The organism is Kitasatospora sp. NPDC050543 (genome assembly GCF_044457565.1).
Classification (GTDB): domain Bacteria; phylum Actinomycetota; class Actinomycetes; order Streptomycetales; family Streptomycetaceae; genus Kitasatospora.
This window is the reverse complement of sequence record NZ_JBITGZ010000059.1, coordinates 11,696-23,491: the sequence shown is the minus strand read 5'-3', so window position 1 is coordinate 23,491 and position 11,796 is coordinate 11,696. Positions and strand designations below refer to the sequence as shown.

The 11,796-nt window shown below is 70.8% G+C and carries 11 protein-coding genes; 3 read left to right on the top strand and 8 right to left on the bottom strand.

The features are described 5' to 3' along the window. Positions 1 to 90: 90 nt before the first annotated feature. Both ACIBH3_RS34620 and ACIBH3_RS34615 read right to left on the bottom strand, forming a co-directional pair. The gene (locus ACIBH3_RS34620; RefSeq protein ID WP_396316099.1) at positions 91 to 2,778 is read right to left on the bottom strand and encodes a DEAD/DEAH box helicase; all 2,688 of its coding nucleotides are present in this window, start codon (positions 2,776 to 2,778) and stop codon (positions 91 to 93) included. Next, complete coding sequence (locus ACIBH3_RS34615; RefSeq protein WP_396316098.1) at positions 2,763 to 3,689, bottom strand: hypothetical protein; 927 nt, start codon at positions 3,687 to 3,689, stop codon at positions 2,763 to 2,765. The genes ACIBH3_RS34620 and ACIBH3_RS34615 overlap by 16 nt, the downstream gene beginning before the upstream one ends. A gap of 451 nt (positions 3,690 to 4,140) precedes the next feature. On the opposite strand from ACIBH3_RS34615, the gene ACIBH3_RS34610 reads away from it, so the two are divergent. Next, positions 4,141 to 5,904: a hypothetical protein gene (locus ACIBH3_RS34610; protein ID WP_396316097.1), complete on the top strand. Its 1,764-nt coding sequence runs from the start codon at positions 4,141 to 4,143 to the stop codon at positions 5,902 to 5,904. A 132-nt stretch (positions 5,905 to 6,036) separates the two neighbouring features. On the opposite strand, the gene ACIBH3_RS34605 is transcribed toward ACIBH3_RS34610, so the two are convergent. From ACIBH3_RS34605 to ACIBH3_RS34595, 3 genes are all read right to left on the bottom strand, one after another. Next, complete coding sequence (locus ACIBH3_RS34605; protein WP_396316096.1) at positions 6,037 to 6,162, bottom strand: hypothetical protein; 126 nt, start codon at positions 6,160 to 6,162, stop codon at positions 6,037 to 6,039. 111 nt (positions 6,163 to 6,273) lie between these two features. Next, positions 6,274 to 6,483, bottom strand: coding sequence for a hypothetical protein (locus ACIBH3_RS34600; RefSeq protein ID WP_396316095.1), 210 nt, complete (start codon positions 6,481 to 6,483; stop codon positions 6,274 to 6,276). Between the two features lie 29 nt (positions 6,484 to 6,512). Next, the gene (locus tag ACIBH3_RS34595) at positions 6,513 to 7,031 is read right to left on the bottom strand and encodes a hypothetical protein (protein WP_396316094.1); all 519 of its coding nucleotides are present in this window, start codon (positions 7,029 to 7,031) and stop codon (positions 6,513 to 6,515) included. Positions 7,032 to 7,213: 182 nt separating this feature from the next. Here ACIBH3_RS34595 and ACIBH3_RS34590 point away from each other — a divergent pair, with 182 nt between their 5' ends. After that, on the top strand, positions 7,214 to 7,693 hold the full coding sequence (locus tag ACIBH3_RS34590) for a hypothetical protein (protein ID WP_396316093.1): 480 nt from the start codon (positions 7,214 to 7,216) through the stop codon (positions 7,691 to 7,693). 21 nt (positions 7,694 to 7,714) lie between these two features. On the opposite strand, the gene ACIBH3_RS34585 is transcribed toward ACIBH3_RS34590, so the two are convergent. After that, positions 7,715 to 8,245 carry an NUDIX hydrolase gene (locus tag ACIBH3_RS34585; protein WP_396316092.1) on the bottom strand — a complete coding sequence of 177 codons (531 nt, stop codon included), beginning with the start codon at positions 8,243 to 8,245 and terminating at the stop codon, positions 7,715 to 7,717. 165 nt (positions 8,246 to 8,410) lie between these two features. Between ACIBH3_RS34585 and ACIBH3_RS34580 the strand changes: the two genes are divergently transcribed. Then, complete coding sequence (locus tag ACIBH3_RS34580) at positions 8,411 to 9,121, top strand: hypothetical protein (RefSeq protein WP_396316091.1); 711 nt, start codon at positions 8,411 to 8,413, stop codon at positions 9,119 to 9,121. Here the strand turns inward: ACIBH3_RS34580 and ACIBH3_RS34575 are convergent. Together ACIBH3_RS34575 and ACIBH3_RS34570 are read right to left on the bottom strand one after the other, a co-directional pair. Then, complete coding sequence (locus ACIBH3_RS34575) at positions 9,118 to 9,387, bottom strand: transposase (RefSeq protein ID WP_396316090.1); 270 nt, start codon at positions 9,385 to 9,387, stop codon at positions 9,118 to 9,120. The two genes, ACIBH3_RS34580 and ACIBH3_RS34575, sit on opposite strands and share 4 nt — an antisense overlap. 367 nt (positions 9,388 to 9,754) lie before the next feature. Then, positions 9,755 to 11,796, bottom strand: a 2,042-nt coding sequence (locus ACIBH3_RS34570) for a HEAT repeat domain-containing protein (protein ID WP_396316089.1), incomplete at its 5' end; no start/stop codon positions are given.

Genomic DNA, 11,796 nt, shown 5'->3' with positions numbered 1-11,796 from the left:
CCGAGTACTTCGACGGACGTCCCATCTGGACTTCCCTTCCTGGATCTACGAGATCCAAGTGTCAGGGGTGTCCACGTCACGGGGCAAAGCTCACACAGTGAGGGCTTCGGCGAGGATGTCGAGTCGCCGGGCGGTTCCGATGCTGGTACCCGGCGTGGCCCACCGGCGCCGGGCTGCAGATTCGGCGGCTTCGTACTGCTCGGCGGTCCTGGCAGCCAGGGCCAGCCAGCGCTGTTGGAGGTCGGGGGGGAGCTGCCGCATCGCCAGCAGGTTGTGCACCGCCGCCAGCGGGGGCCGCGCGGTGAGGGTGGGGATGCGAGAGAGCGCGTCGAGGGTGAACCAGACGTAGGAGACGAAGTTCGCCGCATGGTCTTCGGCGAGCCGGAAGACCGCGTCCGCAGTCTGGGCGATCAGATGCTCGGCTGCGGCCAAGGCTGCCAGAGCGTCGGCGGTGCCGAGCGCGGACAGGACCTGCAGGCGGTCCGCCCCCGGTTCGAGCAGGGCGAAGTCGGAGGCATGCGGGGGGCGGTGGCGGGTGAGCAAGATCCAGCCCTCGCTCTCCCGACCGGCCCGGCCCGCACGGCCGACGGCGTTGAGCAGTTGGGCCGGACCCATCTGCCGCTGTCCCGACCAGGTGCGAGTCCGGCCGTCGTCGACCTCGTCATTGATGATGACGGAGCGCACCGGCAGGTTGACGCCATCGGTGAGGGTGCTGGTGCAGCAGATCACCTTCAGTTGGTCAGCGCGCAGTGCGTCCTCGACCGCGTGGAGGACCTCGGCAGGCAGTTGCGCGTGGTGGTAGGCGACGCCGTGCCGGACGCACTCAACGATCGGGTGGTCAGCGCCAAGGGTGGCCGCCAGGAAGTCGGCCAGGGTAGCCGCGGGGGGATGTTCGGGGAGCCGGTCGGCGACAGCACGGGCCGTGTTGCGGGTGGCGACGCGCGACGGGCAGACCATCAGCACGCTGCCTGCCCGGCAGAGCACGGCCGCGCCGACCGCGAACAGTTCGTAGTTCTTGATGCTCTTGGCGGGCACGGTTGTGCTCTTGTCGCCGTGAAACTTTTCGGCGTAGACGCGGTCGCCCTGGGTGCCGGTCCTCATCACGGATGGCTTGGTCGCGGCGGTGGGGCGCAGGCTGATCTGTAGAGCCATGGGGATGGCGGCTTCGCTATTGCGGACCTGGTTCTTGCGCGGTGGCCGCTGGGTGCGGACCAGGCCGGGCAGTTCGTGGGGGGTGAGCAGGCCGTGGAGTCGGCGCGGGCCGCGCCATTGGCGGGTGAAGACCAAGCTCTCGGGGGGCTGGTCGGGGTCGAGCCAGGCCGCCAGCGCCCCGTGGTTGCCGACGGCCGCCGACAGCAGGATCAGCCGCGGCGGGTCCGGCAGGGCCTGACAGAAGGCCAGTAGTCCCTCCAAGACGAAGCCGCGCTCGTCATGAGCCATATGGTGCGCTTCGTCGACGACGATCAGGCCCACGTCTTCCAGGGCGGCGTTCGCGTCCTGCCGCAGCGCGTGCATCAGCCGCTCCGGGGTGAGTACGTCGACATCGGCGTCGGCCGTCGCGGTGGGGGCGCCGGGGGCGGGGAACTCCGGTAGGTCCTCGCCGAGCTTGCGGCCCAGGATTCGCAGTCGGGCCCGCAGAGCTTGGCGCATCTCGCGGCCCAAGCTGCGCAGCGGGGAGACGTACAGAACCCGTCTGCGTCCGGTGTCGGCCGCCAGGTGCGCGCAGATCACCAGCTGCGCCATGAGGGTCTTACCGGCGCTGGTGGGCACACTGATCAGCAGGCGGGAGGTGGACGGGTCCAGAGCGTGGGCGTTGTTCAGCAGTTCGCGCTGGGGCGGCCACAGCGTCATGACCGGCGGGTCGGACAGTGTGAAGGCCTGGGCGAGGGCTGGCGGGGCACCGGGCGGCAGGAGCTGGTTGAGGCTTCCGGCACGCAGGTCGTCCAGGAGTTCCAGAAGGTGGGCGGCGACCCACCGGGCCGAGCGGTCGCCGCCCGCGGTACCGGTCACAACGGCCCGGAGGTGGGCCTCGGCCCGTTCCAGCGCACCAGCGTCGGCGCGGGTGAGGTAGAGCGTCAGGTGGTGGACGGCTTCGATCACATCCTGGGCCGGCCCGTACATGGTGCCGCGCAGGGTGTTGACCTCGGCGAGGCGCTGCAGGTCGCGAAGCTGCCGACGCCATGCGCGCAGCACCCGGGTCAGCGGCCGGCGCTGCATGCTCAAGAACGCCACCGCGGCCTCGACGGCGAGGGTGTTCAGGTGCGACGCGAGAACGTCATCGGTGATCAAGAGGCCGGAGACCTGGCGGAAGACGGCGGATGCGTTGGGGTCCTGGTCGCAGCGGCGGTAGCCGATCTGTGCGGCGAACGCGAGGTCGAGGCGGCGGGCTCTGACAGTCTGCGGATCCAGGGGCCGGGCCGGCGGCTGATCGGCGACGATGTCCGGGCCTGCGGGGGTGTCGAGGCGTGGCTGGTCGGCGGCGGTGTCGGGCTGGTTGCGAGGGTCGCTCAGGGCCAGGTCCATTACGTGGGCGCTGACGGCGAACGCGTGCTGGCGGCGGACGGGGTCGTACAGCTCGGTGCCCGCGGCAGCCGCGGCGACGCCGTGCAGGTACCAGGCCGTGCCCAGCAGTTCCTCGGAGACGGCGAACTCCGAGCGGATCGCGTCGACCTCGACGTCGGCGATCAGCGCAGCGAGCTCGGCTGGGGTCGGCAGGAGCCCAGGCTGATGCTGTCCGAGCGCGACGGAGAGGACCTGCGGGTCTACAGTGCGGTCCACACAAACTCCTGGACGTGGGTGGCGAAGTCGGTGAAGTCGTCGACGGCGATGATCAACCCTTCGAGCTGGCCGTCATGGGCCAGCAGCGGGATCCGCTCGTGCGAGCGGGTGAAGGCGCGCTGCCGGGGCGCGGCAGAGGCGTTGGTGGCCACGCTCACACCGGCGCCGCTGCGCGGATCCCCGCTCAGCCACAGCTCCGCGAGCTGGCTGACGAAGTCCCCCGCATCTGCGGATACGTGCTTGTAGGCCCACGCGATCTGCGAGGTCACGTACCGCGCGCCGTGCTCGGCGAGCTGGTCCCAGGCACCGCGGACAGTGGTGCTGACCGAGTCCTCGCCGCCGGTGTACTTCTTCATCTCCCACAGTCGGAAGACGAATTCCGGGCCGGGCGCCTGGGGCACCCGGTAGATGACCAGGCCGTCACCGCCGGAGTCGGTGACGGTCTCCTTCGGCTCGGCCAGGTACTCCCGGGCCCGCGCGGGCAGGTCCGGCTGCTCTAGGGCCAAGAGGTACCACAACCACTCCCCCACGTGCCCGGGAACTCCGTGGTGCGGATCCGCGTCCGGGTCGTCCTGTGGCTTGAATACTGGGCTGGCGAAGGCCAGCACCAGCTCCCGGTCCAGACCGCTCAGGCGCACGCCGGCCAGCGTGGCATCCCGCCAGGTCCGGAACGCCTTGTGTACCGGTCCGCACCGCTGCCGCATCACTGCCTCGGCGATGATCCAGGCCACTGCCGCACGCTCGGCGTCCGTCCGCCCGGTCAGCGACACCAGGTCCCACTGGCACCGCTGGCCCTGCCCCCGGTTCTCCCGGGTGACGAATGCCGAGACCCGGTTCCCGCGGGCGGCTGCGAACTGCTCGGCGTCCGCTACCGGAACCCGCCCGTGGGACGCCGGAACGGCTATCGCCATACGTACGCTCACTTCCACCCGTTGCTGGCACCCGTGTGCTGGTCTGCATCTGCCCGGCCGAGCGTAGTCGGGGACCCCGACTGACCGCGCGTCCCGCGCCGGGCACCGAACTTGAGCCGTCTCGCTGAGGTCTGAGCACCGGCTGCGCCGCAGGTCGTGGAAAGACGATGGCAGACCGGCGAGGAATCCTCCCAGGCTTTCGGCAAACGCGGGGACGGTGAGGAGACAGGCCCTCGGATCCCTGCGGCAACGCCCTCCTGCGTACTTAACCTTCGGCGAGACGAACTGCGATCCGTCAGTCTTTGGTGAGATTCGCTCAAGGTTCGGTGCGACGGGACACCTGTGCCACGCAGGTGCGAGACAGCAGGGCGTCGTACCGGCGTCCGTGACGGTCCAGGGCAGCCCGGCGGGGTGGCTACGCTGATCACAGTGTCCGCGGAGGGAGCAGCCGGTGAGCCAGCGACACGGTGCCGCGGCGCCCGACCGCAGGGCCCTGGAGCAAGCAGGTGTCGACCTCCCCGCGGTCCTGAACGCCACCGTTCCGCTGGCCCGGCGGGGCAGCGGCAAGTGGCACGTCGCCACCGCGAACCTGATCCGGCACCGGTGGGGCGGCGGGTGCCCGCACGCCCACGGCTTGAAAGCCGACGAAGACGCCGAGGTCCCTTTCCTCGACCTGCTGGACGGCGTCTGCGCGAAGTGCGTACCGGCCGCCGCCCTTCCCGACCCGGTGCGCGGCCTGTGGACCGCCTGCGTGGCCATCACCGAGGCGGACCGCCGGGCCCGGGCCCTCGCCGACGGCTCCGGGCCCACGACCTGGCCCGGCTACGCCCGCGCCCTGGCAGCCGGAGCCCACCACGACGACGAGGCGGTGCGCGCCCTGCTCAAGCCCTGGCTCGACCACGACGAGGTCGGAGAGCAGGCATGGACCGCTCTCGCGGCCTGGACCGCGGTGATCGAGCGCTCGAACCTGGCACTGGCCGACTACCAGGCCGCCGCGCCGGCCGCCGACACGACGGCCGCCATCAGCCGGGCCTGCGACACGATCGCGCAGGACCCGGCCGTCCACGCCACCTCCCGCGCCCTGGACACCGCCGTCGGCCGAGAACACCGGTACGACCTGGCTCACACCTCGCTGTGGCCGCTGGTGCGCACAGTCTGGAGCGCGGCCCGGCGCCAGGGGCGGTGCGCCGAGGCTGCGGCCACCCTCACCCTGGCCGCGGCGCAGGAGCGCTGGGGCGCTGCCCGGGTCCGGGACGTCACGGTCCTTCCCACCCCGCCCCGCGTCCCGGCCGGCTCGTACGCGACGCCGTCCGCCTGGGCCGACGCCCTGCTGGGGCTGTGGTGGAGGGAGGCGGTCACCACGTGGTGTGCCCGCCTCGAAGACGCTCTCGCTGCGGGTGCGACCGAAGAGGGCGGCCGGACGCTGCTGCTCGTGCGGGACTGGCCCCTGACGAAGCCGGGTGACGAGGAACTCGCGTACCTCTCACAGTTCCCGCAGCTGGGCCCCGCCGTCCCCGACGACCTGGACACCGAACCCTACGACCGCACCGCCGGCCAAGCCGTGGTGCTCTCCGTCCCGCGCTATGCCGTCGACCAGGCCGTGGCACACTCCCGCTACCAGAACGGCCGGATCACGCCCGGCGGCCCGGACGACGCCCGCGCCGCCGACCCGGGCCCCGGCACCCTGGCCCTGCTGCGGACCGTCTACCCGTACCTCACCGAGGACGCCTTGGCCGACGGGCCCTCACCCGAACCGTCGGCCTCCGTCCGGACCGCCCGCGCAGCGGAGCGCGCCGCCCGCGGCACCCAGGACCGGCCGCACTGGTCGGAGAGGCACCGTGCGGCCTCCACGACGATGTGGCGGGACGCCTTCCGGAGCGGCCAGTGGACCTGGGTGCCGGACGACACCGACATCGAGTTGGCGCCGCCGCAGCTGACCACCCTGCTGGAACCGGCCTACGACTGGCAGGTGATGCTCCTGCACGTCGAGTCCGGACCGGCGGGTGCCACCGGCCTGCACACCCTGTTCGGCCACCCGGCGGGCTGGGATGCCCGCCGAGGCGGCCTTCGCTTCCAGCCGGTGCACGGCCACCGGACCATCACCGTGGCGCAGCACCGGATCATCGGTCTGACCGGGAACCCGTATCGGCGCGGTGGCGGCCGGGTGCCGCTGTGGGAGGTGTACCGGAGTCGGCAGGTTCCCCGGAGCTGGTGAGTTGGACCGGCCCGGGATTGGCCGCGCGGCCACCGGGCTCCTCTACTTGATCTTCTCTCCCGGGTTCAGGCCGAGAAGTGGGCGAATGCCTCGGGGGCGGCCTCGATCATGGCCGCCTGCTCAGCCGTCCGGCTACGGGGCTGGTCGTAGTAGGGCCAGGAGCATCTGCGGCCCGGGAACGGGTTTCCAGTCGCAGGTCCGGCCGCAGTTCTCGCACACCATCGTCACCACGTTGTGCTGCTCGGGCACGGTGCTCACCGCCTTGGACCTCCAGTCTGCCACCGGCCCGGCGGGCGAGGGGCGTTCGGCGTCCTGGGCTTGAGCACGGCTCCCGGCTCGTGCAAGTCACCGGGAGCCGTGCCCAGCAGGCTACCGGCTGGTGATCGGTGCGCCGTTGGCCGCGATGCGCCGAGCTGCGTGGCTGCGGAGGCCTTCGGGGTCGGTGGCCACCTGGCCGGAGTCCGTGATCCACGCGTAGCCGCCTCCCACGCGGAAGGTCCAGCCGCCCGGAGCGGGCTTGAACCCTTCCGCCTCGGGCCAGACCTGCCGGGCGCTCTCGATCGCGACTTCTTCCTCCATGGTCTTCCTTTCTTCGGCCGTACGGCTCGTCAGCTCGCTGGCTCCTGCTGCGGGGTGGTGGTGGGCTGGTCCGGGTCGGTCCAGTCGACGTTGCGGACGGTGTCGGAGGCCCAGGCCCGCCAGCCGTGGATGCTGTTGTCGAAGTGCCCGTCCAGTTCGACGGTCTGGATCAGGACCGGGCGCTGGTCGTCCCACTCCAGGACCGCAGTGACCGGGAATCCGTCGATCACGGCCAGCCCGCGGTGAGCGATGCGGCTGGTCCAGACCGGCGGGGTGTTGATGCGGAAGAACGGGGCTTCCTCGCGCTCGGACTTCCAGGTGAAGATGACGCCCGGCGTGGTCCAGGCCGGGTCGGTCGCCACCAGGGCGGTCGGGACCGGTGGGACCGCCGAAGGGTTGTGTCCAGGGAGGGTGGAGCCCCGCCAGGTCCTCGCATAGACCTTGTCGATGCCGCTGGCGCGCATCCTGGCGAGGTCGGCTTCGAACAGCTCGGTGATCCGGGCGCTGACGGCCTCCCCGATCGCCTTCCGGGCCTGGGCGACCGTCATCACTGCCACTGTACGTGCCACCGCCGCGCCCCTCTCCGGACCGGGCGGCCGACGCCCGGATCCTGCCCACCGTAGCGACCCACCCCGTCCCCGTGCGCTCGATCACCCGATCGAGTGAAGGTGACGGCGCAGCGGATGACCGTCCCCACTACACTCCGCCCCGGCCGCCTGTTGAGCACGGCATGACGATGCACAGGAGTCCGGGCCGGCCGAACCCCGAACAGGTCGCCGGGGAGGTGTGCGCGGTGGACCTGGTCGCAGCCTGCGCGCGGCGGGACGGCGCGGAGGCGGTCGCCCTGGTGAACGCGCTCACGGGCCAGGACCTCCTGGTCCGCCACATCGCGCAGTTGAAGCTGGCAGAGCTGCTGGCCGAGGCGATGGGCCGAACCGGCGCTGGCCCCGGTGATGCCGCCGCACCGGCGGCGCCCTCGCGGGTGGCGCAGGAGTTGGCGGTGCTGCTGGAGCGGGTGCGCTACCCCGACGGCGTCCAGGCCGCGGTGGCCGCGCTGATCGCCGGCGACCACCGTCCGATCTCCCGGACGGACGGAACGGTGTCCCTGCTGGCGTTCGCCCTGGCCGCCGCCGCGTTCGGTACGGCGGGACGGCCCGGCGGCGGGCTGCCCGCCCTCTTGAGGGAGCGGCGGGAGCGGCTCGTGCTGTGAGCCGGAGCTCGGCGGCCTCGGTCAGCCGCTCGCTGCGGCGGTCGGGGCCGCGACGTCTCGGCCGTCGGTGAGCAGCGCGGTCGTGCGGGTGGTGTGGGCGTGCCAGAGGGAGGCGAACCAGGCGCGTTGCTCGGGCTGCAGGTGGGGCAGCCACTGGTCGTAGGTGTGCCAGGCGTAGGTGTCGTGCTCGGGGCTGAGCCGGACGGGCTGGCCGTCGGGTACGGGGTCGGTGTCGAAGGCGAAGTCGATCACGGGGGGCCAGCCGTCGGCGGCGGAGCGGTAGTCGATGACGAGCGGGCGCAGGGTGCCGGTCGGGCGCAGGCCGGTTTCCTCCTCGACTTCGCGCCGGGCGGTGTGGGCGGGCTGCTCGCCGAGGTCGCCGAGTCCGCCGGGCAGCTGCCACCAGGCGGGGTGGCCGGGGTAGGCGCGGGCCTGGTGGAGCATCAGGATGCGGCCCGAGATGTCGGTGACCAGCACGGTGGCTGAGACGGCGTGCGGGGGGAGGGCTGCGGCGAAGTCGGCGGGGGCGATGGTCGTGGTCGGGCTGGTCAAGCGGATCGCTCCTTCGGGTGTCCGGGAATCGAGCGTATCGCGATCAACAAGTCTCTCAGACAAGCTAGTTGACTTATCATCTGATCATTTCAATCGTGGCCGGACGGTGGTCTACAGTGCTGGGCAGTCCCTGCAGCCGATGCCTTCGAGAACGGATCTGAGCGAATGGACACCCACCCCGACCCCCGCACCATCGCCGTCTTCGGCGCCGGCTACATCGGCCTGGTGACCGGAGCGTGCCTGGCCGAGCTCGGCCACCGCGTGGTGGTGCGCGACATCGTGCCCGCCAAGGTCGAGGCCCTCGGCCGCGGCGAGGTGCCCTTCCACGAACCGGGGCTGGGTGAGCTGATCCTGCGCAACGCGGGGCGGCTGACCTTCACCCTGGACCCCGTCGCCGCGCTGGCCGGGGCGGAGGTGGCGTACGTGTGCGTGGACACCCCGCCGGGCCCGGCCGGGGACGCCGACCTCTCCCGCGTCTGGTCCGTGGTGAACGAGCTGAAGACCGCACCGGCCCTCAAGGCCGTGGTGGTGAAGTCCACGGTGCCGGTCGGCACCGGCGACCGGATCCGCGAGGCCCTGGACCGCGCCGGTCTCGCGCACGTCGGCTACGCCTCCAACCCGGAGTTCACCGCCGAGGGCAAGGCGGTGGCCGACTTCCTCGGGCCCGACCGGATCGTCGTCGGCACCTTCGAGGCGGCCACCGCCGACCTGGTCGCCGGTCTGCACCAGGGCGTGGACGGGCCGGTGGTGCGGATGGACGTGCGCTCGGCGGAGCTGACCAAGCTCGCCGCGCTCGGCGTCGACGTGACCGTCACCCCGCCGACACCCCGGCATGAACCGCCGTTCGTCAGCAACCGGGATTTTCAAGAGAGCTAAACGCAACGGTGTTGCTGCTGTTGTTCCCGGTTCTCCCGGCGCAGCCGCTGGAGTTCTTCCTTCTCCGCCGTGGTCAGTGCACCTGGCGCCCCCTGGCCCCGGTCGGTGCGGTCATGCTTGACCCAGCCCCGCAGCCCCTCGGGGCTCACTCCCAGTTCCCGGGCGATCTCGGTGACGTTCCGATGCGGCGAGGACCGGACGAGCGCGATCGCGTCCCGCTTGAACTCCGCCGTGTACCGCTTGCTCATGTTGCTCTTGCCACTCACTACCTGGACTGCTTCCTCCGGGACCCAACCGTCCCAGTATCAGGCTGTCCAGTTCAGCGGGGGAACTTCTGGGGAACTTCAGGTCCGGGCGGTGGCGGGCAGTGGGAATGGTCACCGACGGGCCCGCGAAGGCGCGGGTGGTGGCAGCCGCGCAGCAGCTCTTGGAGGAGTGGCTGGAGTTGCTGCCCGGTCGGCGATTCGCCGACATCGCGATTGCCCTGTTCGCCGTGGGGGGCGACGGCACCCTGTTTGGCCTGGTCCGCAAGTGCCACGGGGAGTACCCCGACGGCGAGGAGTGGGACGACTGGGCCGAGTTCTACCCGAACCGGCTCGGGTTCAGTTTCAGCGCGCCGTGGGTCGGCACGGTTCACGCGTCCGCGCGGTGGAACGCCCCCACTATGTCCAGTGCGACCCGCGCCGCCCGCTGCGCGGCCTCAGTCTGCTTGGCTTCCTTGTCCACGGTCATCTCCTCGTCACCGAGGTCACTGACGCACTTAAGCATCGTCCCGCCCACGAATTCCTTCGCCTTAAACCACTCCCAGATCGTGTGCAGCACCCCGTGCGACTCGGTTTCCACCCCGGCGATTTCGGTGGACAGCTCGAGCAACTGGCCGCGCAATTCGGAATCTCGCCGAGCGATCACCTTCTCGCCGCTCGCGAAGTCCTTCGTCAGTAGCTTGCGGCCGTCCAGCGACGCGTTCAGCTTGCCGTCGGCGTGGAGACTGGCTACGAGCCGCAGCACCTGTTCGTCTGTCAGGTGCCCCTGCGGCCGTAGGCCGCCGCCCTCCAGTTGCACCTTCTCCGGTTCATATTCGAACACTTGACGCGCGAGCAGTACGTCCCCCAGCGACACGTTCCTCTCGTCGAAGCCGCCGCACACCCCAACCAGGAACACTAGGTCCGGTCGGAACGTGGACAGCAGGGCGTGCGTCACCGCCGCCGCCGATTGGCCACCCTGGTTGGTGGCCTGCGTGGTGATCACTTGGATAGGAGGCTTACCTGCGGGGACCAGCTGGAAGACCTGGTAATACCGTCCGTCGCGTTGCACCGGCTCTCTGATGATGCCGCGCTCGTCGAGCACATGGAAGAGTGCCGTAGTCTCCACGGGAACGGCCGTGAGTAGGGCAACGTGACACTTCTCGTCGATCCTGGAAGCGGTCATTTCGAACCTCGACTTTCGGTGTTCGCGGAACGCGGCGAGTACTGCCTCAGGCTTAGCGGTGAACGAATCGATATTGGCCTGCACACGCCTGCGCTCGGCCAGGGACTCTCGTTCGGCGGCCAGTGCTGACTCCAAGCGCGGGTTCTCCGGCATGTTGTCGCCCATGAGCTGCACGATGCGGGAGAAGGTTCGGTCGGCGACGGGCAAGGGGAGCAGGCGCAGTTGGGTGAGCGGGGTGATGACTGCCGCCCTGTGGGTGTCCCTCTGCGTGAGCATGTGGACGACGCTGGGGAGCAGGGATTCGGTGTAGGCCGGCTGGTCTGCCGCGGCGCGTACGACGGCCGCCCCTGCGGCGCCCAAAACGCCCGTGTCGCTGTCCCGGGGCCGCTTGTCCGGCCGCGGATGTTCGGGCGCGATGATGAACTTGATCAGCTCCGCGTCCGCCCGACCTGCCCGTGCCAGCCCTTCGAGGGCCGTCGTGCGGTTTTTCGGGTCCTTGTCCTTGTGAATTACGTTGACTAGCCAGTCCTTCGCCTTTGGATTGATCTCCCGGTGGGCCACAAGGTCAACGATCGCCCCGCGGAGGGCGCGTCTGTTCCTGTCGCGAGCGGTGAACCTAAGCCGGTCCGCAACCTTGGTGATCCACGCCTCGTCCCCGGTGTCCAGGTGAGTGAGGGAAGCTACGGCGGCGCGTCGGGTTCGATAGGTCTCCTCGGGGTTCTCGATGGTGGCCCGCAGGACCTCCGCTGCTGCCGGGTTGCCCAGGTGCCCCAAAGCGTTGGCGGCTGATCCCCGCACGATGGCATTGGTGTCGCGGAGGAGTGCGTCGATGAGCGGGGTAAGGGCACCGGCGGCGTTGACGCGGCCGAGGGAAGTGGCGGCCGCCCCTCTGGTGTGGCCGTCGGTGTCGTCGGCGAGGGCGGTGGTGAGTGCTTCGAGGGCGCCCGGGTCACCGATGCGGCCGAGAGCGTTGGCCGCGGACGTCCGGGTGTGGCCGTCGGTGTCGTCGGCGAGGGCGGTGGTGAGCGCGGGGATCGCCTGGGGGTGGCCGATGCGGCCGAGAGCGTTGGCAGCTGATCCGCGCACATTGGCATCGGTGTCGTCGGCGAGGGCGGTGGTGAGCGCTTCGAGGGCGCCCGGGTCACCGATGTGGCCGAGAGCGTTGGCGGCTGATCCGCGCACTTTGGCATCGGTGTCGTCGGTGAGGGCGGTGGTGAGCGCGGGGATCGCCTGGGGGTGGCCGATGC

Excerpts from the sequence above, each read along its gene's own strand:
- ACIBH3_RS34590 (WP_396316093.1), top strand. The coding sequence starts at position 7,214 with ATGACGATGCACAGGAGTCCGGGCCGGCCGAACCCCGAACAGGTCGCC.
- ACIBH3_RS34595 (WP_396316094.1), bottom strand. The coding sequence starts at position 7,031 with ATGACGGTCGCCCAGGCCCGGAAGGCGATCGGGGAGGCCGTCAGCGCC.
- ACIBH3_RS34600 (WP_396316095.1), bottom strand. The coding sequence starts at position 6,483 with ATGGAGGAAGAAGTCGCGATCGAGAGCGCCCGGCAGGTCTGGCCCGAG.
- ACIBH3_RS34580 (WP_396316091.1), top strand. The coding sequence starts at position 8,411 with ATGGACACCCACCCCGACCCCCGCACCATCGCCGTCTTCGGCGCCGGC.
- ACIBH3_RS34615 (WP_396316098.1), bottom strand. The coding sequence starts at position 3,689 with ATGGCGATAGCCGTTCCGGCGTCCCACGGGCGGGTTCCGGTAGCGGAC.